Genomic DNA, 20,941 nt, shown 5'->3' on the forward strand with positions numbered 1-20,941 from the left:
ACGTTCTCGACAATCGTGAGATGAGCGCGACGGGCCTCGCGGTGCGCGGTTCAGCGACCTGCGCAGGATCCGTACAGGGACGGATGGCGGCGCGCCGTGCTGACCGGGAGGATAAGGCTTCGTTGTTATGGTTGCGGCGACCTCAATCTTAACGCTTGCGCCTTGACGGCTGCATAGAACAGCGTCTAATTTCGTTCAAATTACATTAAAAATAGCTTACATATGCCTAACGTAAAACCGACAGTCGAGATGCCGCGGCCGCAACCCGTCATGCGCGACGCCACCCTCGGCGATCACGATCTCATCACATCGATGCACGTACGCAGCTGGATGTCGGTCTATCGCGGCATCCTGCCGGACTCATACCTCGATCGCGAGATGCAGGCGGAACGCGCCGCGCATTGGGCAACGCGCCTGCCGGAGCTGACGCAAGGCGCGGGCCGCGTAGTGATCGCCCTGCATGACGACGAGGCGGTCGGCTTCACCTGTCTGATCGAACCCGACGCGCACGGCAGCGTGCTCGTCGACAACCTGCACGCGCTGCCGGAGCACAAGGGTCTCGGCACGGGCACCGCGATGCTTGCCGAAGCCATCCGCTGGGCGCGCGAGCGCGGCGCGCGGCAACTGCACCTGTCCGTGCTGGAGGACAATGCCGCGGCGATCGGCTTCTATGAATCGCGCGGCTGGCGACGCGAGGCGCGCGAAGCCGACCACCTGGCGGGCATCGACCTGTTCTGCTTCCGCTACGTCTTCCCTCTCGACTGAGGCTCGCGGCGCCAGCCAGAAACGCACGCGGTTTTCCACTGGCGCCAGTGAAATTAGGAATGCTCTGGTCGCGGGAAGGAAATCCGTTTCGTATGATTGCCGGTCGAAAATTCGGCTTGTCCGCCCGCGCGACTAGGCCGTTTTCCGCGCCATCAGGGTCGATGCATTCCGCTGCTGCCCGCGTGCGGCGCATGTCTGTGGAATCTCGATGAGCGAACCGTTGATCGTTGTGGAAGGCGAACTGCGTCTGCCGACGGTGCGCCCGCTGCCGGACCCCGCGCTGGACTTCGGCGTCGCATGGACGCTCGCCCGCGCGCGTCCGGTTCAGTCGCCGTTCGAGATCGCGCTGTATGCGGCACGGTTCAAGACCGCTTATCTGCCGGCGTTCCGTCTGTCCGATTCCACTTCGCGTTATCGCGCGGTCAGCCTTTGGAGCGTGTTCGCGCACGGCGAACTGCCGCGCGCCATCCTCGACCTGCTCGACAGCCAGCGCGCCCGCGCGCGCGCGGAAGAAGCGCCGGTGGATCCGCTACGCCTGAGCGCGCCGATCCATGCGGGACTTGGAGCGGCGCGCCGGGGCATGTCGCGCGCCGCGCAGATCCTGACCGGCGTGGCGATCTCCGTCGGCGCGCTGTTGCTGCTGTGGTTTCTGTTCGGCAACGAGCCAGCCGCGCCGGGCGCGATGCCGGCTGTGCCCTTGGCGGAAGCTGCACGGTTCGGGCCGACGGAGAAACCGTCCACCCCTTCCGCTCTTGCGCCGCCGGCGGCGGTCGAACCAGCCGTGGCCGCTCCAGCACGCGCTATTGAGCCGGAAGCGCCTGCCGACGTCTCACGGCCCACGCCGCAAGAACCGGTGGCGGCGGTTCCCGGCCGCATTACCGTCGCGCCGGAAGCGGATCGGGCGCGTGCCGTCAAGGTGAAACGTTCGCGGCTCGAGCGCACGGAAGCGCCTCGCAAGACGGCGCGGATGAAGCCTGCCCGACCCGGCGCGATGAATGTGCACTCGCTGTATGCCTTGCTGCAGCACTCGCCGACGCTCGACAGCAACGCCCCCGCACCTGACGCACGCGATGCCGGCGAGGGAGGCGCGGCAGCGGATTAACCGCGACGAACAACCGAGGATGCACGTCAGGAAGCAGCGAACCCGTCCGATCAACCTTTTCGGCCCGAACGCCAACATGAAGCAATCCAGACCCATCCGTCACACGACGCTCACGCTCGCGCTGTCCCTCTGCCTCTGCGGGACGCTCGCGCCGTTCGCGATTGCGTCCGCTGCTTCGAGCCAGCCCAGGACCGCTGCGACTACGCCGCGCCCGGGTCCCGGTGCGGACGCCCGCACCGCGGACAATGCCGACAACGACGCTTCCAGTCCGGCAAGCGACCCGCGTGCGCCGCGTGCTGAAGGCAACATCGCCGAACTGCAAAGCCTGGTGCAGGCGGGCAGCCTCACCGAGCTGCGCGCCACCCGCAACGGCAGCTATGGCGCGAAGCTGTTCTTCCTCGCGCAGGAGATGCTGTACTACGTGGCGTTGTCGCAGGACGACCGCTGGTGGCGCGTGGTGAAGACGCAGGACGCGGGGCGCGCCGATTCGGTCTATGCGGAGTTCGCGCGCAAAAGCTTCTCGCTTGCGGAAGGCGAAATCCGCCGCATTCAGCTGACGGCGCAAAAGGCGTTGCTCGACCGGGTGATCGCCAAATCGGCGGATCGCGCGAACCGGCTCTCCGCCGATCTCGTGCTCGCGCAACAGCAGGACTCGCAGGTGTCGCAGCGTCAGCAGCAGTTGCAGGTCGAAGCCGCAACCTTGCAGAGCGACAAGCTCGAAGCCGAACGCAAGCTGCGCGCATTGCAGATACAGGTGGACCAGTTGCAGCGCGCGACCGAAGCCGGGCTGGGCACGTCGAATACGGCGGCCGCGCGCCGATGGTCGGATAAGGCGGCGGACTGAGCGTCCAATCCGGCGTCCTTCAACGTACAAAGCCCGCTCACCTGGAGCGGGCTTTGTCTTGTCGGCACTGGAACCGTACGGCCGGCTCAGAAACGCGTCTCGCGCGCCACGCGCAGGAAGGTATCGAGCAGCGGCGTGCAATCGAGCAGTTCCGCACCGCCCGCGCGATGGAACTCCGGATGCCACTGCACGCCCACGACGAATGGCGCCTTGCGATAGCGCACCGCTTCGATGATGCCGTCCGACGCTGACACCGCCTCGATATTCAGGTCGCGGCCGAGCGTCCGCACCGCCTGATGGTGGATCGAATTGACGAGGGCGTCGCGTTGGTTCGGAAACATGTTGGCGAGCGTCGAGCCGTCCGGAAAGCGGATGGCGTGCCGATGCTGGTCATACTGCTCGTTGACGTGCACGCCGGCCATCGGGACCTCGGTGGCGATGTCGCCGTAGAGCGTGCCGCCGAACGCCACGTTGATCAGCTGGCAACCCCGACACACGCCCAGCACCGGCTTGCCCGACTCGACGAACTCATGCAGCAGTTCGAGCTCGTACATGTCGCGCACGCGGTCGCCGGGCCATTCGGGACGCGTCGTGACTTCCTCGTAGGATTGCGGCGAGACGTCGGCGCCGCCTTGCAGCAGCAGGCCGTCGAGATGCTTCGCGTAGTCGCGCAGACGGATATTGCTCGTATGCAGCATGCCCTGGTTGCCGACGGTCGGAATCATGAAGACCAGCACGTCGCGCGACATCACCCAATGAGCGATGGATTCCTCCAGGTATTGCAGCGTCTTGCCGCGCAGCCCCTTGGCGCCGGGCTCCGGGTGAAAGATCCGTGCCGAGACGCCAATCCGCAAGGTGCGCTGCGTGACCCGCTGCCCTGCCCGGTCGAAAATCTGGCGCGCGCGCGCTGCAATGATGCGGCCAAACACCGACCACGCCGAATCCGACTGCTTCAGGTACGCAGGCTGCGGCTGCGTGGCAGCCGCGTCGGGCACAGGCGGAACATTGAGCTTGCTGAAATCCGGCGCCTCGGCGATGCCGGAAGGAAAGCCAGCGGTCGCCGGCGGCGCGGTGCGGCCAGTGGGCGAGTCCGAAGACGCCGACTGGGCGTTCGTGGTGCGTGTGACTTCGGCTTCCGCTTCCGCTTCTGTCGCCGCTTCGAGGTTCTGCGCGAGACTCGACCTGGCATCCGCCGGCGCAGGCTTCACGTGAACCGCGGCTGCCTGCGCGTCGTCACGGCGGGCCTTCTGGGTATCGACGGGTTCGACGTTTGCCGCGCTGGAAGGCGCATCCGTCGACGCGCGTTCAGTGGCGCTGGCGGCCGGCCCGGGCGCCGCAGCAACAGCCGCGGCTTCCGGCGGCGCCGTGGGATTCGCACCGCGCGAGGCGTCGTGCTGCAAGCCGCCCGCTGCAGAAGAACCCGCGCCGCTCGTGCGCCCGTCTGGAGTGGTGCTGCCTTTGGAGGTGTTGTTATCGCTCATTCCGATGTCGGACGCCCGCGCGCCTTGAAAGAATGGACAAGCCCCAATTATCCGCCAGTGAAGCATCTGCGGCAAACCGGCACACAATTGGTCACATTGGCTCACATTCTCCCGGGCGCCCGTAATACTCCATCGAGCGAACCGGCATCAGTGCTCGCGCGGTTCCTCGAAGGTTTCGCGCAAGGCGATCTGCATCGTCGCGTGAATCTTCACGCACCAGCGCCACAGCACCGTCAGCAGGAGCGCCGCGCACAGCAGCACGGCGATCATCAGCCCGAACGGCGGCAGGATCGCGCCCGACAACGCGGCCACCAGCAGGAACACGCCGAACATCGCGACGATCGGAATCAGCCCCGAGATCGCCGAGCGGATCGCGCGCGTGAAGCGTCCTGCCTTGGCCGGCTGCACGCTCACTTCGGCCAGCAGCAGCGCGAGCGATTCGAGCTTGCGATACACCGCCACCAGGAACGGCATCGCCACCACCAGCGCGGCGCTCCACAGCACGACACGCTGCGCATTGTCGGAGTCGAGCCAGCGCGCGAGTTGCGCGAACGCAAACGGCGCCGCATATGACGCGCTGATGAAAATCGCCGCGACGAGCGCGAGATTGACCGCGATCTGCAACACGATGCGCTTGCTCATCGAAAACAGCGTCGGGCCGCCGGAGCCGGTCGTGAGGCTCGCGAGCCATTGCGAGTACAGCCCGAACGTGTTCGACAACGGCGCGGGCATCGCGCGGGCCACGCGCATCGTCAACGGATCGGCGGCGCGGATCAGATACGGCGTGAACAGCGTGGTGAGCGCGGACACGGCCACCGCGATCGGATACAGGAAGCCGCTCGTGACCTTGAGCGACAACCCGAGCGACGCGATGATGAACGAGAACTCGCCGATCTGCGCGACGCTCATGCCGACGCGCATCGACGTGCGTCCGTCCTTGCCCGCGAGAAAGGTCCCGAGCCCGCACGAAACGATCTTGCCGAACACCACCGCGACCGTGATGACGGCGATGGGCCAGGCGTAGTCGACCAGCACGGTCGGATTCAGCAGCAGGCCGATGGTGACGAAGAAGATGGCCGAGAACATGTCGCGCACCGGCGCGATCAGATGCTCGATGCGCGCGAGATGCTTCGACTCCGCCATGATCGCGCCGATCAGGAAGGCGCCGAGCGCGATCGAATAATCCAGCTTCACGACCAGCAGACAGAAGCCGAAGCAGAAGCCGAGCACGGTGACGAGCAGCATCTCGTCGCTCTTCGCGCGCGCCACGTAGTTGAGCGCGCGCGGCACCGTCAGGATGCCGACCACCAGCGACACCGTCATGAACAGCAGCAGCTTACCAAGCGTCGCGAACGCGATGCCGGCGCTCACCGAACCCGTCTGCGCGATGCCCGACAGCAGCACGAGCATGGCAATGGCGAGAATATCCTCGACGATCAGAATGCCGAACACGAGCTGCGCGAAGCCTTCGCGTTTCATGTTCAGCTCGGACAGCGCCTTCACGATGATGGTGGTCGACGAGATGGCGAGCATCGCGCCGAGGAACAGCGAGTCCATCGCGTTCCAGCCGAACCAGCGGCCGATCTCGTAGCCGATCCAGATCATCAGCACGATTTCCGAGAGCGCCGCGACGAACGCCGTTGCACCGACCTTGAACAGCTTGCGCAGACTGAATTCGAGCCCGAGCGAGAACATCAGGAAGACCACGCCGAGTTCGCCGAGCGTCTGGATGGTGGCTTCGTCGTGAATGAGATTGAACGGCGGCGTGTACGGCCCGATGATCACGCCCGCCACGATGTAACCGAGCACGACCGGCTGCCGCATGCGGTGGAACAGCACCGTCACGACGCCCGCGATGGCCATGATCACCGCGAGATCCTGAATGAACCCGATCGCATGATGCATTCAGCGAATCCTTTCAAATATGTAATCGATCACCGATGTTACCGCACGGACGGTGAAATCCTGCGGTCGGGCAATAAATTGGATGAACAGCGAAAAACGGCGCGCATTCCGCGAGCGTGCGCAGAACGGCTGAAGAAAGGCTCGCGCGAACGGCGAGCCCTGAAACCGGAAGAACCGCGGCGCTCAGACTGCCGCTTCGTTTTCCTCGCCGGTGCGGATACGGATCACGCGCTCGACTTCGGCGACGAAGATCTTGCCGTCGCCGATCTTGCCGGTGCGCGCGGCGCCGATGATCGCATCGATGACCTGGTCGGTCTGGTCGTTGGCGACGACCACTTCGATCTTCACCTTCGGCAGGAAGTCCACCACGTACTCTGCACCGCGATAGAGCTCCGTGTGTCCCTTCTGCCGGCCGAAGCCCTTCACTTCCGTGACCGTGAGGCCGGTGAGGCCCACTTCGGCGAGCGCTTCACGCACTTCGTCGAGCTTGAAGGGTTTGATGATGGCGGTGATGCGTTTCATGGCGTGCCTCGCATGGAGTTCGGTTCAATGGATTCGAAAGAGGTCGTGTCCCGCGCGGGACAGATGATTTCGATTCTAGCTGCGTTTCATCGCGCAAGCGGTCCGGTAAACCGCGAGGTGCAAGAAAACGCGTCGCCGCTATTCGGTGACAGGCACGCGCTCCAGGTCCTTGAGCCAGACGGTGGCCTGCGAATCGCTGGGCGCGCGCCAGTCGCCGCGCGGCGAAAGCGAGCCGCCCGAGCCGACCTTCGGCGCATTCGGCACGCATGACCGCTTGAACTGACTGGTGCGGAAGAAGCGGTCCAGAAAGATCTTCAGGTTCTTGCGGATGTCGCCGATGCCGTACTGACTGCGCACCACCGCAGGGCCTTCCGGCCAGGCGCCGGCATCGCGGTCGCGCCATGCATGCAGCGCGAGGAATGCCACCTTCGTCGGCGCAAAGCCGAAACGCAGCGTGTAGTACAGGTTGAAGTCCTGCAACTCGTACGGGCCGATGACGCTCTCGGTCTTCTGCTCCACCACGCCGCTCGTCTTGCCGGGGATCAGCTCCGGACTGATGTCGGTGGCGAGGACGTTCTCGAGCACGTCGCTGCCGGTGCTGCCGATCTGTCCCGACTCCGCCACCCAGCGCACCAGATGCGTGATCAGCGTCTTCGGCACGCTGGCGTTGACGTTGTAGTGCGACATGTGATCGCCGACGCCGTAGGTGCACCATCCGAGTGCCAGCTCGCTCAGATCGCCGGTGCCGATGACGATCGCCTGATTGAAGTTGGCGAGCCGGAACAGATGGCTCGTGCGCTCGCCGGCCTGCACGTTTTCATAAGTGATGTCGTACTGCTCGGCGCCGGTGCTGTGCGGATGACCGATGTCGGACAGCATCTGCACGCAGCTCGGCCGGATGTCGATTTCATGCGCCGTGCAGCCGATCACCTCCATCAGTTCGCGCGCCTGGCTCAAGGTGCGTTCGCTGGTGGCGAAGCCCGGCATCGTGTACGCGAGGATGTTCGCGCGCGGCAGGCCGAGCCGGTCCATCGCCTTCGCGCACACCAGCAGTGCATGGGTCGAATCGAGTCCGCCCGAGATGCCGATCACGACCTTCGACATTCCCGATGACTGCAAGCGTTGCAGCAACGCCTGCACCTGGATGTTGTAGACCTCGTTGCAGCGTTCGTCGCGGCGCGCGGCATCGGACGGAACGTAGGGGAAGCGCTCGACATGACGTTCGAGCGGCAGCTTGCTGTCGGCGGGAAGCGCGAGCGGAAATTCGACCACGTCGAAGCGCGCGACTTCGTCCGCATGCCGCTGCGTCGAGCGGCCGAAGGTGGTCTGGCGCATGCGTTCGCGCGAGAGCCGTTCGAGATCGACATCGGCGAAGATCAGATGCGAGTCGCGCGAGAAGCGCTCCGACTCGGCCAGCAACGCGCCGTTTTCGTAGATGAGACCCTGGCCGTCCCAGGCGAGATCGGTGGACGACTCGCCGTCGCCCGCCGACGTGTACAGATACGCCGCGACGCAGCGCGCCGACTGCTGGCTGACGAGCTGATGCCGGTACGCCGACTTGCCCACCACGATATTCGACGCCGACAGGTTCACGAGCACGGTCGCGCCCGCGAGCGCCGCGAAGCACGACGGCGGCACCGGCACCCAGACGTCCTCGCAGATTTCCACATGGAACCGGAACAGCGGCAGGTCCCTGATCTGGAACAGCAGCGACGCGCCGAACGGCACGTCCTGGCCGCACAGACGGAGCGTGGCGGTGGTCGCGGCATCGGCGGGACTGAACTGGCGCGCCTCGTAGAACTCGCCGTAGTTCGGCAGATAGCTTTTCGGCACGATGCCGCGAATGAAGCCATCGGCGATGACGATCGCGCAGTTGAACAGCTTGTGCTCGACGCGCAGCGGCGCGCCGACGATCATCGCGAGATTGAGTCCCTTCGAGGCGTCGAGCAGCGTCTGCAATGCGTCTTCGCAGGCATCGAGCAACGCGCGCTGATGAAACAGGTCGTCGCAGGTATAGGCGGAGAGACCGAGTTCCGGAAACGCGACCAGCACCGCGCCGCGCGCCGCGGCTTGTCTCGCGAGTTCGAGGGTCTGCGCGGCGTTGAATTCCGGATCCGCGACTTTGCAGGCCGGCACGCCCACTGCGACGCGCGCGAAGTCGTGGCTATACAGGTTGAAGAAGTTTCTGTTCATGGTCGATCTGAACGGGTGGGATGCCGGACGCCGGACACGGTATGCCCGGCCGATTATCGCATCAGGTCTTCTTTCTGAACGGCGTATGCGCCTCCAGCTCCTCGATGTGCTGGGTCATCGCCTCGGTTTCGGCGTCGAGAAACTCGGAGATCGCATGGGCGAAACGCTGGTCGGCGATCCAGTGCGCGGACCACGTGGGCGTCGGCAGCAGCCCGCGCGACATCTTGTGCACGCCCTGCGCGCCGCCTTCGAAACGCGCCAGCCGATGCTCGATGCAATAGGCGATGCCCTGCATGTAGCAGGTCTCGAAATGCAGTCCCGAGATGAACTCGCGCGTGCCCCAGTAGCGGCCATACATCGTGTCGCCGCCGATCATGTTGAGCGCGCACGCGAGCCGCTGGCCGTCCGCTTCGGCGATCACGAGCAACATGCTGTCGGGCGCGTCGGCATGGATGCGGCCGAAGAACTCGCGCGTCAGATACGGCGCGTTCCAGTGCTCGCGATAGGTGTTGTCGTAGCAGTCGTAGAAGAAGTCGAGCGCGCCCTGATCGATCTGCGCACCGCGCAGCCAGGTGTACGTGACGCCCGCTTCCGTGACGCGCCGACGATCCTGCTTGACCTTCTTGCGCTTGTCGTGGCTCATGGTCGCGAGGAATGCGTCGAAGTTCGCATAGCCTTCGCCGGGCGCGTTTTCCCAGTGGAACTGCACGCCCTCGCGCAGCATGTAGCCCGCGTCGGTCAGCGCCTCGACGTCCTGTGCCTCCGGAAACAGCACGTGCAGCGACGACAGTTCGAGCTGGCGCGTCAGTTCGATCGCACCGCGCGCCAGCATCACGCGTTCCTCGTGATGCGCCGCGATCAGGCGCGGACCCGTCACCGGCGAGAACGGCACCGCCGACAGCGCCTTCGGGTAATAGCGCAGGCCGTGGCGCTCGAAGGCGTCGGCCCAGGCGTGATCGAAGACATATTCGCCGCGCGAGTGCGACTTGAGGTACAGCGGCATGACGCCCGCGAGGGTGTCGCCGCGCTTCAGCAACAGATGATGCGCGCGCCAGCCGGTACGCTTGACCGCGCAGCCGGTGTCCTGCAACGCGGCAATGAACGCGTGGCGCACGAACGGATTGTCGCCGGCGAGCCGGTTCCAGTCGTCGGCCGGGATGTCTTCGAGCGTATCGACCACATGAATTTCGACTTCGCGATTCAACAGGCTACCTCGCTGGAATATCGATGAGCGCGCGCCACGCGGCCGCGCGCGCCCGAAAGCGGCTATTCTCGCGCAACTCGCCACGCCTCGCCGAAGCCGGTTTGAGCGTTGCAGCGCCCCGCCCCGATGCTTTCAGCCATAATGCGCGGCACATACCCTCCCGCCCGGCGAACGCAATGCCCTGGTTCCTGTATCTGATCGAATGCGCTGACGGCAGTCTCTACACCGGCATCGCCACCGACGTCGAAGCGCGCTTCGCCGCGCACCTGAGCGGCAAGGGCGCGCGCTATACGCGGGCGAGAAAGCCGCTGCGCGTGATGGCGTCGTTCGAGCTGACGGGCCGCTCGGAAGCGTCGCGCGCGGAATACTTCGTCAAGCGGCTGACGCCGCGGCAGAAGCGCGAATTGATCGAAGGCGGGCGCACGCTGGCATCGGTGGTGCCGTGCGTCGAGGCGACCGTCGATCTCGAAGACGGCGCCTGAAATGCAGACGGCCGGCGCCTGTGAGGCGCCGGCCGTCGTTTGCTGCTTCGAAAAGCGCGCTTACTTGCCGTAGTTCGCGATGCCTTCCGAGATTTCCTTGTGGGCGGCTTCGATGCCGTCCCAGCCCTCGACCTTCACCCACTTGCCCTTTTCGAGCGCCTTGTAATTCTCGAAGAAGTGCTTGATCTGATCGCGCAGAAACTCGGGCACGTCTTCGATCGACTTGATGTTCGCCGTCATCGGGCAGACCTTGTCGTGCGGCACGGCGAGCAGCTTGGCGTCGACGCCGGATTCGTCGGTCATCTTCAGCATGCCCAGCGCGCGCGAGCGGACCACGGAACCGGCCAGCAGCGGAAACGGCGTGATGACCAGCACGTCGACGGGATCGCCGTCGCCCGAGAGCGTCTGCGGAATGAAACCGTAGTTCACCGGGTAGCGCATGCCTGTGCCGACGAAGCGGTCGACGACGAGCAGGCCCATGTCCTTGTCGGCTTCATATTTGACCGGATCGCTTTGCGCGGGAATCTCGATGATGACGTTGAAATCCTGCGGAAGATCCTTGCCGGGAGGTACGTTGTTGAAGCTCATGAGCACTCTCTGGAGAAGTTGAGGTCGCAAAAAGGTAAATGCGGGAATCGCACGGGCGGCCGGGGGAACTGCCTGACCCGCTTGCCGCACATGGCCATGCATGGCGGCGTGTGATCGCCTCATTATAGCCAATCGGGCATCGCGGCCCGGCCGGTCCGGGTTGGCGCGATAATCGGTTACGGCGTTGCAGGAAGCAGCGAATTCCATTCACGACACGAACACCCATCGGGAGACACGCATGGAAGAAGCGAAGCATTTCATCAATAACCGCTTTGTCGCGCCGTCGGTCGGCGAGACGATTCCCGTGGTCGATCCGTCCGACGGCCAGATCTTCGCGCAGATCGCGCGCGGCACGCCCGCCGACATCGATCGCGCCGTGGCCGCCGCCCGCGCCGCCTACGAAGGTCCGTGGGGCGCGATGAGCGCCGCCGAACGCGGCCGCATCCTCGCGCGGCTGTCCATGTTGATTGCGACCTGCCACGAGGAGATCGTGCAGATCGAGGCGCGCGACACCGGCAAGCCGCTCAAGCAGGCGCGCGCCGACGCCACCGGCATCGCGCGCTATTTCGAGTTCTACGCCGGCGCCGCCGACAAGCTCCACGGCGAAACCCTGCCCTATCAGTCCGGCTACACCGTGCTGACGATCCGCGAGGCGCATGGCGTCACCGGGCACATCGTGCCGTGGAACTACCCGCTGCAGATCTTCGGGCGCAGCGTCGGCGCGGCGCTTGCGACGGGCAACGCGTGCGTCGTGAAACCGGCGGAGGACGCGTGCCTGTCGCTGCTGCGCGTGGCGGAACTGGCCGCGGAAGCGGGCTTGCCGGACGGCGCGCTGAACATCGTCACCGGCTACGGACATGAAGCCGGCGCGGCGCTCGCGCGGCATCCGGGCATCGATCACATCTCGTTCACCGGCTCGCCCGCGACCGGCGCCGCCGTCACCAAGATGGCCGCCGACAACCATGTGCCGGTCACGCTGGAGCTCGGCGGCAAGTCGCCGCAGATCGTCTTCGCCGACGCGGATTTCGACGCCGCGTTGCCCGTGCTCGTCGCCGCGATCGTGCAGAACGCCGGGCAGACGTGTTCGGCGGGCAGCCGCGTGCTGATCGAGCGCGCGGCCTATGAGCCGCTGCTCGAACGGCTGGCGCAGGCCTTCGCGGCGCTGCGGGTCGGGCCGAGCAAGCTCGACCTCGACTGCGGTCCGCTGATCAGCGCGAAGCAGCAACAGCGCGTATGGGATTTTCTGTCCGATGCGCAGCACGACGGCATCGCGATGGCCGCGCACGGAGAAGTGGTCGGCGACGCGCCGGAAGCCGGCTTCTATCAGGCGCCGACACTGCTGCGCGACGTCCCGCCGAGCCACCGTCTCGCGCGCGAGGAAGTGTTCGGTCCGGTGCTCGCCGCCATGGCCTTCGACGACGAAGCCGACGCGCTCCGGCTCGCCAACGGCACGGACTATGGCCTCGTGGCCGGCATCTGGACCCGCGACGGCGCGCGCCAGATGCGGCTTGCGCGGCGCGTGCGCTCGGGTCAGGTGTTCATCAACAACTATGGCGCGGGCGGCGGCATCGAGTTGCCGTTCGGCGGCGTGAAGCATTCGGGACACGGTCGCGAGAAAGGCTTCGAGGCGCTGTACGGCTTTACGACGCTGAAGACCATCGCGATCCGGCACGGCTGAGGGCTGCATCCTTTGCAGGGTTCACATCGGGAGACAAGGACATGCGACTGCAAGGCAAGACAGTGATCGTGACGGGCGGCGGCTCGGGATTCGGCGAAGGCATCGCGAAGACGTTCGCGCGCGAAGGCGCGAACGTGGTCATCAACGACCTCAACGGTCCCGCCGCCGAACGCGTGGCAAGCGAGATCGCGCTGACGCCGTCGCTGGCGGGCGCGCATGGCCGGGCGATCACCGTACCGGGCGACGTGACGAACCGGGAGGACTGGCAGGCATTGCACGATGCGGCCATCCAGGATTTCGGCAGCGTGCAGGTCGTCGTCAACAACGCGGGCACCACGCATCGCAACAAGCCCGTGCTCGATGTGACCGAAGCCGAGTTCGACCGCGTCTACGCCGTCAACGTGAAGAGCATTTACTGGAGCGTCGAGCAGTTCGTGCCGTACTTTCGCAAGCAGGGCGGCGGCGCGTTCATCAATGTGGCATCGACGGCGGGCGTGCGGCCGCGTCCTGGACTCGTCTGGTACAACGGCAGCAAGGCGGCGGTGATCGTCGCCAGCAAGGCGCTTGCCGTCGAACTGGGCCCGGACCGCATCCGCGTGAACTGCATCAATCCGGTGATGGGCGAAACCGCGCTGCTCTCCGAGTTCATGGGCATGGAGGACACGCCGGAGAACCGTCGCAAGTTCCTCGCCACCATTCCGCTCGGCCGGTTCTCGACGCCGCAGGACATCGCCAACGCGGCGCTTTATCTCGCTTCCGACGAAGCCGAGTTCATCACCGGCGTCGCCCTCGAAGTGGACGGCGGACGCTGCGTGTAAAGCGCGCTGCGCGCGTCGTGCCGGGCGTCTGCTCCGGCGCGGCGCGCGTTGCGAACCTCCGTGCTTTCCCTAGCGAAAACAAGCGCTTGGCGTGCAGGCCGAAGGGCTAGAATCCTTACGCGCCTGTAATCGCAAACGGACCGGTTCCGCACCGTGTGCCGCGCACTAAAAAACCATAAAGGAGACAAGCACCATGGCCAGCACCGCCAATCCGATGCCTCGCCCCGGCGCCGGCGCGCCGTCCGCCTTCGAGGAGGCAACCTATCGCAAGGTGGCATGGCGGCTCTCGCCGCTGCTGTTGCTCTGCTACGTGGTCGCCTATCTGGACCGCGTCAACGTGGGCTTCGCCAAGCTCCAGATGGCCGCCGACCTGCAACTCTCCGACGCCGTGTACGGCTTCGGCGCCGGCATCTTCTTTTTCGGCTACTTCATCTTCGAGATTCCGAGCAACGTCATCCTGCATCGTGTAGGCGCGCGCGTGTGGATCGCGCGGATCATGATCTCGTGGGGCATCATCTCGGCGCTCACGATGTTCGTCACCACGCCGACGATGTTCTACGTCATGCGCTTCCTGCTGGGCGCGGCCGAAGCCGGCTTCTTTCCCGGCATCATCCTCTATCTGACCTACTGGTTTCCGGCACGCCGGCGCGGCCGCATGACGACGCTGTTCATGACGGCGATCGCGCTCTCGGGGCTGATCGGCGGGCCCATCAGCGGCTGGATCATGACGCACTTCGACGGCATGCACGGCTGGCATGGCTGGCAATGGCTGCTGCTGCTCGAAGGCATTCCGTCGGTGCTGGTCGGACTGGTGGTGCTCGCGAAGCTCGATGACCGCATTGCGAAGGCTCGCTGGCTCAGCGCGGAAGAGCGCGAACTGCTCGAACGCAACATCGCCGCGGACAATGTCGAGAAGGAGGACATGCCGCTCGGCAAGATCCTGTCGAGCCCGAAGGTGTGGCTGATGAGCCTGATCTACTTCTCGTTCGTGATGGGTCTGTACGGCGTGAGCTTCTGGCTGCCGACCATCATCAAGTCGATGGGCGTGTCCGACGCGCTGCATGTCGGCCTGCTTTCGGCGATTCCGTACGGCGCGGCGGTGATCGGCATGCTGTACGCGGCCCGCAGCGCGGACCGCACTGGCGAGCGCCGCTGGCATATCGCGATTCCGGCGCTGCTCGGCGCCGTGGGGCTGGTTCTGTCGGTAGTGTGGACCGGCAACACGACGCTCGCGATGCTCGGGCTCACGCTCGCCACGATGGGCATCCTCACGACGCTGCCGCTGTTCTGGAGCCTGCCAACGGCGTTCCTCGCCGGCACGGGCGCGGCGGCGGGCATCGCGATGATCAATTCGCTCGGCAACCTGGCGGGTTTCCTGAGCCCGTATCTGGTGGGCTGGCTCAGGCAGGCGACGGCGTCGAACGCGAGCGGGATGTACATGCTCGCGGGATTCATGGTGCTGGGCGCGGCGCTGGCGTTGAGCGTGCCGGCGCGGATGGTGAATCGTTAAGAGTGTAGGCGGCGGGCGGCACGACTGCCCTGTCTTTGCCCCTCCCGCCTCGCCCCTCGCCCGCCGGCTCACGCGCGGCGTTCTCGTTTCTGAAGCGTCGCCTCACGCGGCCAACCCTTCTTCGAATGCGACCGCGGCGTTCACCGCCGCAAGCGGAACTTGGTAGCGTGCCGCCACTGTGCTCTTGTCGCCTTCCGCAACGAAGGCATCGTGAAGTTGTTTGGCCGACGCCTTGAAGCGTCGAGTCCCTCGATGATTCCAGCGATTCGCCAAACGGAGATTTCTGAAAAGTCATCTTCACGGCCACCCGGCGATCGCGACTGAAGGCACCCACGGCTCCGCCCGCATCCCATTACAGACTCGCATCCGCGCACCGCAACGATGCACGCCACCCCGCTCGTGCACCAAAACCCCGCCCCGATCACCCGTCCGTCCGCGTAAAAGCTTCCCCCGATTTCCGCCAGAGGCTTGCTGCCCGGGCATTTCGCCCTGATTGGCATAGCCCTTGCAATTTACGGGAGCAATCGACATTGCGCACACAACCATATCGGCAAGGGGAACACACTCATGAAACGTCGCAGTCTGCTGAAGCTCGGTTCCATGTCGGGCGCGCTCGCCCTCGCGGGTCAGCTTCCCATTTCGAAAGCCCAGGCCGCGCAGGGAGACACCGGTCCGATCAAGGTCGGCATTCTGCATTCGCTCTCGGGCACCATGGCGATCTCCGAGACGTCGCTGAAGGACACGGCGCTGATGACCATCGCCGACATCAACAAGAGCGGCGGCGTGATGGGCCGTCAGATCCAGCCGGTGGTCGTCGATCCCGCGTCGAACTGGCCGCTGTTCGCCGAGAAGGCGCGCCAGCTGCTGACCCAGGACAAGTGCGCTGTGGTATTCGGCTGCTGGACCTCGGTGTCGCGCAAGTCGGTGCTGCCGGTGTTCGAGGAACTGAACGGCCTGCTCTTCTACCCGGTGCAATACGAAGGCGAAGAGATGTCGCGCAACGTGTTCTACACGGGCGCCGCGCCGAACCAGCAGGCGATCCCCGCCGTCGAGTACCTGATGGGACCGGAAGGCGGCAACGCCAAGCGCTTCTTCCTGCTCGGCACAGACTACGTGTATCCGCGCACGACCAACAAGATCCTGCGCGCGTTCCTCCATTCCAAGGGCGTCAAGGATGCGGACATACAAGAGGTCTACACACCGTTCGGACATAGCGACTATCAGACCATCGTCGCGAACATCAAGACCTTTGCCCAGGGGGGAAAGACGACTGTCGTCTCTACGATCAACGGCGATTCCAACGTACCGTTCTACAAGGAGCTCGGCAACCAGGGCCTGAAGGCGACGGACGTGCCGGTGGTTGCGTTCTCGGTCGGCGAAGAGGAGTTGCGCGGCATCGACACCAAGCCGCTCGTCGGCCACCTTGCGGCCTGGAACTACTTCATGTCGGTGAAGAACCCGAACAACTCGAAGTTCGAGAAGGAATTCTTCGCGTATGCACAGGCGCAGAACCTGCCGGGCGGGAACAAGCGCGTGACGAACGATCCGATGGAAGCGACCTTCGTCGGCATCCACATGTGGAAGCAGGCCGTCGAGAAGGCGAAGAGCGCCGATGTCGACAAGGTGCGCGTCGCGATGATCGGCCAGACCTTCCCCGCGCCGTCCGGCTTCACGCTGACGATGGACGGCAATCATCACCTGCACAAGCCGGTGATGATCGGCGAGATTCGCGGCGACGGCCAGTTCAATGTCGTGTGGAAGACCAAGACCGCGATCCGCGCGCAGCCGTGGAGCCCGTTCATTGCCGGCAACGAAGGCAAGCCGGACGTGGTCAGCTCGATCCCGTCGTTCCTGCGCCGCCAGCGCGTGCGCGCCGCGTGACGCATGGCGTGTCGATGATGTAAAGCAGGTCGTCTGAAGCACAGGCCGCGCGTGCCCGACTCGCGCGGCCTTCGAAGTCTCACCAGAAAGGCCAACATGACCGGTTCCCTCGTGCGCATCCTGTGCGCACTGTGCATCGCGCTCACGCCGTTCGCGGCTCATGCGCTCACTCAAGAAGAACTCGCGCCGCTCGCGGGCGACGATTTCGAAGCCAAGGCCGCCGCGATCGACAAGCTCATCGCTCAAGCGGATGCGCCTTCGGTTGCCGTGCTGAACGCGCTGTCCGAAGGCACTGCCGTCGCGACCGACGACGGTCATGTCTATCTCCAGACTGACGACGGCAACAAGGACCCGCTCACGGGCAAGGTGGTCGAAGCGCCGGATGCGCAGCCGATCACGCTGAGCAATACCCTGCGCAGCAAGGTGTCGGGCGCGCTGTCCGGCCTGCAGCTCGCCTCCGCCGATACCGCGAAGCGCCGCGATGCGATCGCCGCGCTGCTGAAGAGCCCGGACCCGGCGATGAAGCCGCTGATCGATCGCGCCCGCGCCATCGAGAAGGATCCTGAATTGAAGAAGCGCCTCGACACGCTCTGGGCGATGACCGCGCTGCACGATCCCGACGTGAACAAGCGCCTGGAGGCGGCGCAGCTCGTGGCAGCCCGGCATGACCTCGACATGTACGAATTGCTGCGCCCGATCGTCGCGAAGAAGGCCGACGGCAGCTGGAACGAGCCCGATGAGCGCGTGCGCGGCGCGGCGCAGGAAGGCATTTACGCGCTGGACTCGATCCAGCGCCGCAGCGAGATTTTCGGCACGTTGTTCGCGGGGCTGTCGCTCGGCAGCGTGCTGCTGCTCGCGGCGCTCGGACTGGCAATCACGTACGGGCTGATCGGCGTGATCAACATGGCGCACGGCGAGTTCCTGATGATCGGCGCCTATGCGACCTATGTCGTGCAGAACCTTGTCCAGCATTACGCGCCCGCCGCGTTCAACTGGTATCCGCTGTTTGCGGTGCCGGTGTCGTTTGCCGCGGCGGCGCTGGTCGGCATCGTGCTCGAACGGCTGGTGCTGAAGCATCTCTATGGCCGTCCGCTCGAAACGCTGCTGACGACCTTCGGCATCAGCCTGATTTTGATCCAGGCGGTGCGCACGCTGTTCGGCGCGCAGAACGTGCAGGTGACCAATCCGTCGTGGATGAGCGGCGGTGTCGCCGTGATGCAGAACCTGATCCTGCCGTACAACCGTCTGACCATCCTCGCCTTCTCGCTGATCGTCGTGCTGATTGCGTGGGGCGTGCTGACGAAGACGCGTCTTGGCCTGTTCGTGCGCGCCGTGACGCAGAACCGCCGCATGGCCGCGTGCGTCGGCGTGAAGACGGCGCGTGTCGATTCCTATGCGTTTGCGTTCGGCGCGGGCATCGCCGGTTTAGGTGGCTGCGCGCTCTCGCAGATCGGCAACGTGGGACCGGATCTGGGCCAGAGCTACATCATCGATTCGTTCATGGCGGTGGTGCTGGGCGGCGTGGGCCAGCTGGCGGGCACGGTGATCGGCGGCTTTGGTCTCGGGCTGGTCAGCAAGGCGGTGGAGCCGTTCTGGGGCGCGGTGCTCGCGAAGATCGCGGTGCTGGTGCTGATCGTGTTGTTCATCCAGAAGCGTCCGCAGGGCATGTTCGCCCTGAAGGGCCGCAGCGCGGAGGCCTGAGTCATGAACGCCACGACCAATCTGTCCGCCAATCTCGACGTCGCGCCGCAACCCGACGCCGACGCCGCCCGCGCCGGCTTCGCGCTGGGCCTGCCGCCGCGCGCCGCGCTGTTGCCGCGCCGTGGCTGGATCGCGCTGCTGGCGCTCGTCATCGCGATGGGCATTGTCGTGCCGGTGTCGGCGCTGGTGCTGCCGGAGACGAGCACGTTCCATCTGTCCGCGTATGCGATGACGCTGGTCGGCAAGCTGATGTGCTATGCGATCGGCGCGCTTGCGCTGGATCTCGTGTGGGGTTACTGCGGCATCCTGAGCCTGGGCCATGCGCTCTTTTTCGCGCTGGGCGGCTATGCGATGGGCATGTACCTGATGCGCTCGATCGGCCGCGAGGGCGTGTACAAGAGCGACCTGCCCGACTTCATGGTGTTTCTCGACTGGCACAAGCTGCCGTGGTACTGGGAGGGCACGGAGCATCTCTGGTATGCGCTGCTCCTGGTGGTGCTGGTGCCGGGCGTGCTGGCATGGGTGTTCGGTTTCTTCACGTTCCGATCGCGTGTGAAGGGCGTGTATCTGTCGATCATCACGCAGGCGATGACGTTCGCGGCGATGCTGCTGTTCTACCGCAACGAGACGGGTTTCGGCGGCAACAACGGCTTCACGGACTTCAAGCGCATTGCGGGATTTCCGGTGGTGCATGCGGGCACGCGGACGGCGTTGTTCCTGATTACGTTCGCGGTGCTGGTGCTGGCGTTTCTCGCGGCGCGCTGGATTGTCACGTCGAAGCTGGGACGCGTGGTGACTGGCGTGCGCGATGGCGAGACGCGGCTGATGTTCCTTGGCTACAGCCCGCTTGCTTACAAGCTGTTCATCTGGACGGTGTCGGCGGTGTTGTGCGGGATTGCGGGGGCGCTGTATGTGCCGCAGGTGGGCATCATCAATCCGAGCGAGATGTCGCCGGCGAACTCGATCGAGATGGCGATCTGGGTGGCGGTGGGCGGACGCGGCACGTTGATCGGGCCGATCATTGGCGCGTTTGCGGTGAATGGTGCGAAGAGCTTTTTCACGGCGTATTTCGCGGAGTACTGGCTGTTTTTCCTGGGCCTGATTTTCACGCTGGTGCCTTTGCTGCTGCCCAACGGCATCATGGGACTGATTGAACTTGCTCGCCGCAGGAAGGCGCATGGCGTGGCACAACCGGAGGCGGCGGAATGACCGCGCACAATGCGTTGATCGTGGATCTTCCGCCGCTGCCGCAACTGGACGAGCGCACGGGTTTGAATGGGGTGGCGGGGCTGGGGCATGTGCTTGCGCCGGGGGAAATCGACGTATCGCACGGCACGATTCTGTATCTGGAAGACGTGACGGTGAGCTTCGATGGCTTTCGTGCGTTGAACAAGCTGACGTTGTCGATCGATGTGGGTGAGTTGCGTTGTGTGATCGGGCCGAATGGCGCGGGCAAGACGACGATGATGGACGTCATCACGGGCAAGACGCGACCTGACGATGGCCGCGTGTTTCTGGGACAGACGCTGGATCTGACGCGTTTGTCGGAGCCGGTGATTGCGCGTACGGGGATTGGGCGCAAGTTCCAGAAGCCGACGGTGTTCGAGAATCATCCGGTGTGGGAGAACCTTGAACTGGCGATGAAGACGGACAAGCGGTGGTTTGCTTCGCTGCGGGCGCGGCTGGATCGGCAGGCGCAGGCGCGGATCGAGGAGACGCTGGAGTTGATTCGCCTGCAGCATCAGGCGACGCGGCTGGCGGGGGAACTGTCGCATGGGCAGAAGCAGCGGCTGGAGATCGGGATGTTGCTGATGCAGCAGCCGGCGTTGTTGCTGCTTGATGAGCCGGCGGCGGGGATGACCGATCATGAAACGATGGAGTTAGCGGAGTTGTTGAACACGCTGCGGGGTTCATGTTCGATGATGGTTGTGGAACATGACATGGAGTTTGTTGCTGCGCTTGCGGGGGAAAGTGGGAAGGTTACTGTCATGGCAGAGGGCAGTGTTTTGGCCGAAGGGACATTGGATTCCGTCAAGCGTGACGAGGCCGTGATTGAGTCGTATCTGGGAAGGTGAAGGTGTTCGTTTGCCCGCGCTTCTATGGACTTCCCGCCTTCGCGTCGGTCTATTGGCACTGCCCCTCCCCGGGGCGGGGGTCTTCGCTCTCGTCATTCGCGTGGGTTGCTTGTGTTTGCCAGCGCTTCCATGGACTTCCTGTGTTCGCGTCGGTCTGTTAGCACTGCCCCTCCCCGGGGCGGGGGTCTTCGC

General features: G+C 64.9%; 17 protein-coding genes. 11 read left to right on the forward strand and 6 right to left on the reverse strand.

The window, feature by feature from the left end:
• Positions 1–270: 270 nt before the first annotated feature.
• The 3 genes from QCE69_RS11150 to QCE69_RS11160 all read left to right on the forward strand — a co-directional run bounded on the left by QCE69_RS11150 (position 271) and on the right by QCE69_RS11160 (position 2,711).
• Positions 271–765 carry a GNAT family N-acetyltransferase gene (locus QCE69_RS11150; protein WP_309930721.1) on the forward strand — a complete coding sequence of 165 codons (495 nt, stop codon included), beginning with the start codon at positions 271–273 and terminating at the stop codon, positions 763–765.
• A 208-nt stretch (positions 766–973) separates the two neighbouring features.
• Positions 974–1,867 (forward strand): hypothetical protein, encoded by an 894-nt coding sequence (locus QCE69_RS11155; protein ID WP_309930723.1) that lies wholly within the window; start codon positions 974–976, stop codon positions 1,865–1,867.
• Between the two features lie 76 nt (positions 1,868–1,943).
• Positions 1,944–2,711: a DUF2968 domain-containing protein gene (locus QCE69_RS11160; protein WP_309930725.1), complete on the forward strand. Its 768-nt coding sequence runs from the start codon at positions 1,944–1,946 to the stop codon at positions 2,709–2,711.
• 86 nt (positions 2,712–2,797) lie between these two features.
• Here QCE69_RS11160 and QCE69_RS11165 read toward each other — a convergent pair whose 3' ends face one another.
• The 5 genes from QCE69_RS11165 to QCE69_RS11185 form a co-directional block, all read right to left on the reverse strand.
• The gene (locus QCE69_RS11165) at positions 2,798–4,192 is read right to left on the reverse strand and encodes a type 1 glutamine amidotransferase (protein ID WP_309930726.1); all 1,395 of its coding nucleotides are present in this window, start codon (positions 4,190–4,192) and stop codon (positions 2,798–2,800) included.
• A 147-nt stretch (positions 4,193–4,339) separates the two neighbouring features.
• Positions 4,340–6,097 carry a cation:proton antiporter gene (locus QCE69_RS11170; RefSeq protein ID WP_309917951.1) on the reverse strand — a complete coding sequence of 586 codons (1,758 nt, stop codon included), beginning with the start codon at positions 6,095–6,097 and terminating at the stop codon, positions 4,340–4,342.
• Between the two features lie 183 nt (positions 6,098–6,280).
• Positions 6,281–6,619 (reverse strand): P-II family nitrogen regulator, encoded by a 339-nt coding sequence (glnK, locus tag QCE69_RS11175; protein ID WP_086969848.1) that lies wholly within the window; start codon positions 6,617–6,619, stop codon positions 6,281–6,283.
• 138 nt (positions 6,620–6,757) lie between these two features.
• Positions 6,758–8,812, reverse strand: a complete 2,055-nt coding sequence (locus tag QCE69_RS11180) for an NAD(+) synthase (protein WP_309930727.1) — start codon at positions 8,810–8,812, stop codon at positions 6,758–6,760.
• A gap of 61 nt (positions 8,813–8,873) precedes the next feature.
• Positions 8,874–10,016 (reverse strand): GNAT family N-acetyltransferase, encoded by a 1,143-nt coding sequence (locus tag QCE69_RS11185; RefSeq protein ID WP_309917957.1) that lies wholly within the window; start codon positions 10,014–10,016, stop codon positions 8,874–8,876.
• 176 nt (positions 10,017–10,192) lie between these two features.
• Here QCE69_RS11185 and QCE69_RS11190 point away from each other — a divergent pair, with 176 nt between their 5' ends.
• Positions 10,193–10,498 carry a GIY-YIG nuclease family protein gene (locus tag QCE69_RS11190; RefSeq protein ID WP_309930728.1) on the forward strand — a complete coding sequence of 102 codons (306 nt, stop codon included), beginning with the start codon at positions 10,193–10,195 and terminating at the stop codon, positions 10,496–10,498.
• A gap of 60 nt (positions 10,499–10,558) precedes the next feature.
• Here the strand turns inward: QCE69_RS11190 and ppa are convergent, their stop codons facing one another.
• The gene (gene ppa, locus QCE69_RS11195) at positions 10,559–11,086 is read right to left on the reverse strand and encodes an inorganic diphosphatase (protein WP_309930731.1); all 528 of its coding nucleotides are present in this window, start codon (positions 11,084–11,086) and stop codon (positions 10,559–10,561) included.
• Positions 11,087–11,324: 238 nt separating this feature from the next.
• On the opposite strand from ppa, the gene QCE69_RS11200 reads away from it, so the two are divergent.
• The 7 genes from QCE69_RS11200 (at position 11,325) to urtD (ending at position 20,749) form a co-directional block, all read left to right on the forward strand.
• Entirely contained in the window at positions 11,325–12,764 is a 1,440-nt protein-coding gene (locus tag QCE69_RS11200) for an aldehyde dehydrogenase family protein (protein WP_309930732.1), read from the forward strand.
• Positions 12,765–12,805: 41 nt separating this feature from the next.
• On the forward strand, positions 12,806–13,582 hold the full coding sequence (locus tag QCE69_RS11205) for an SDR family oxidoreductase (RefSeq protein WP_309930734.1): 777 nt from the start codon (positions 12,806–12,808) through the stop codon (positions 13,580–13,582).
• Between the two features lie 193 nt (positions 13,583–13,775).
• A complete protein-coding gene (locus tag QCE69_RS11210) occupies positions 13,776–15,092 on the forward strand; it encodes an MFS transporter (RefSeq protein ID WP_309930737.1) in 1,317 nt (438 codons plus the stop codon).
• Between the two features lie 567 nt (positions 15,093–15,659).
• Positions 15,660–16,973, forward strand: a complete 1,314-nt coding sequence (gene urtA / locus QCE69_RS11215; protein ID WP_309917972.1) for an urea ABC transporter substrate-binding protein — start codon at positions 15,660–15,662, stop codon at positions 16,971–16,973.
• Between the two features lie 96 nt (positions 16,974–17,069).
• Positions 17,070–18,674, forward strand: coding sequence for an urea ABC transporter permease subunit UrtB (urtB, locus tag QCE69_RS11220; RefSeq protein WP_309930739.1), 1,605 nt, complete (start codon positions 17,070–17,072; stop codon positions 18,672–18,674).
• A gap of 3 nt (positions 18,675–18,677) precedes the next feature.
• Positions 18,678–19,883: an urea ABC transporter permease subunit UrtC gene (urtC, locus tag QCE69_RS11225; protein ID WP_309917978.1), complete on the forward strand. Its 1,206-nt coding sequence runs from the start codon at positions 18,678–18,680 to the stop codon at positions 19,881–19,883.
• Positions 19,880–20,749: an urea ABC transporter ATP-binding protein UrtD gene (urtD, locus tag QCE69_RS11230; protein WP_309917981.1), complete on the forward strand. Its 870-nt coding sequence runs from the start codon at positions 19,880–19,882 to the stop codon at positions 20,747–20,749. Before urtC ends, urtD begins: the two co-directional genes overlap by 4 nt.
• Positions 20,750–20,941: the final 192 nt, after the last annotated feature.

This window comes from Caballeronia sp. LZ032 (assembly GCF_031451315.1).
Lineage (GTDB): Bacteria > Pseudomonadota > Gammaproteobacteria > Burkholderiales > Burkholderiaceae > Caballeronia.

Bases quoted from the DNA above. Each gene is read 5' to 3' on its own strand.
- urtD (WP_309917981.1), top strand. From the start codon at position 19,880: ATGACCGCGCACAATGCGTTGATCGTGGATCTTCCGCCGCTGCCGCAA.
- QCE69_RS11160 (WP_309930725.1), top strand. From the start codon at position 1,944: ATGAAGCAATCCAGACCCATCCGTCACACGACGCTCACGCTCGCGCTG.
- QCE69_RS11205 (WP_309930734.1), top strand. From the start codon at position 12,806: ATGCGACTGCAAGGCAAGACAGTGATCGTGACGGGCGGCGGCTCGGGA.
- QCE69_RS11170 (WP_309917951.1), bottom strand. From the start codon at position 6,097: ATGCATCATGCGATCGGGTTCATTCAGGATCTCGCGGTGATCATGGCC.
- urtA (WP_309917972.1), top strand. From the start codon at position 15,660: ATGAAACGTCGCAGTCTGCTGAAGCTCGGTTCCATGTCGGGCGCGCTC.
- QCE69_RS11150 (WP_309930721.1), top strand. From the start codon at position 271: ATGCGCGACGCCACCCTCGGCGATCACGATCTCATCACATCGATGCAC.
- urtB (WP_309930739.1), top strand. From the start codon at position 17,070: ATGACCGGTTCCCTCGTGCGCATCCTGTGCGCACTGTGCATCGCGCTC.
- QCE69_RS11210 (WP_309930737.1), top strand. From the start codon at position 13,776: ATGGCCAGCACCGCCAATCCGATGCCTCGCCCCGGCGCCGGCGCGCCG.
- QCE69_RS11200 (WP_309930732.1), top strand. From the start codon at position 11,325: ATGGAAGAAGCGAAGCATTTCATCAATAACCGCTTTGTCGCGCCGTCG.
- glnK (WP_086969848.1), bottom strand. From the start codon at position 6,619: ATGAAACGCATCACCGCCATCATCAAACCCTTCAAGCTCGACGAAGTG.
- urtC (WP_309917978.1), top strand. From the start codon at position 18,678: ATGAACGCCACGACCAATCTGTCCGCCAATCTCGACGTCGCGCCGCAA.
- QCE69_RS11155 (WP_309930723.1), top strand. From the start codon at position 974: ATGAGCGAACCGTTGATCGTTGTGGAAGGCGAACTGCGTCTGCCGACG.
- QCE69_RS11180 (WP_309930727.1), bottom strand. From the start codon at position 8,812: ATGAACAGAAACTTCTTCAACCTGTATAGCCACGACTTCGCGCGCGTC.
- ppa (WP_309930731.1), bottom strand. From the start codon at position 11,086: ATGAGCTTCAACAACGTACCTCCCGGCAAGGATCTTCCGCAGGATTTC.
- QCE69_RS11190 (WP_309930728.1), top strand. From the start codon at position 10,193: ATGCCCTGGTTCCTGTATCTGATCGAATGCGCTGACGGCAGTCTCTAC.
- QCE69_RS11165 (WP_309930726.1), bottom strand. From the start codon at position 4,192: ATGAGCGATAACAACACCTCCAAAGGCAGCACCACTCCAGACGGGCGC.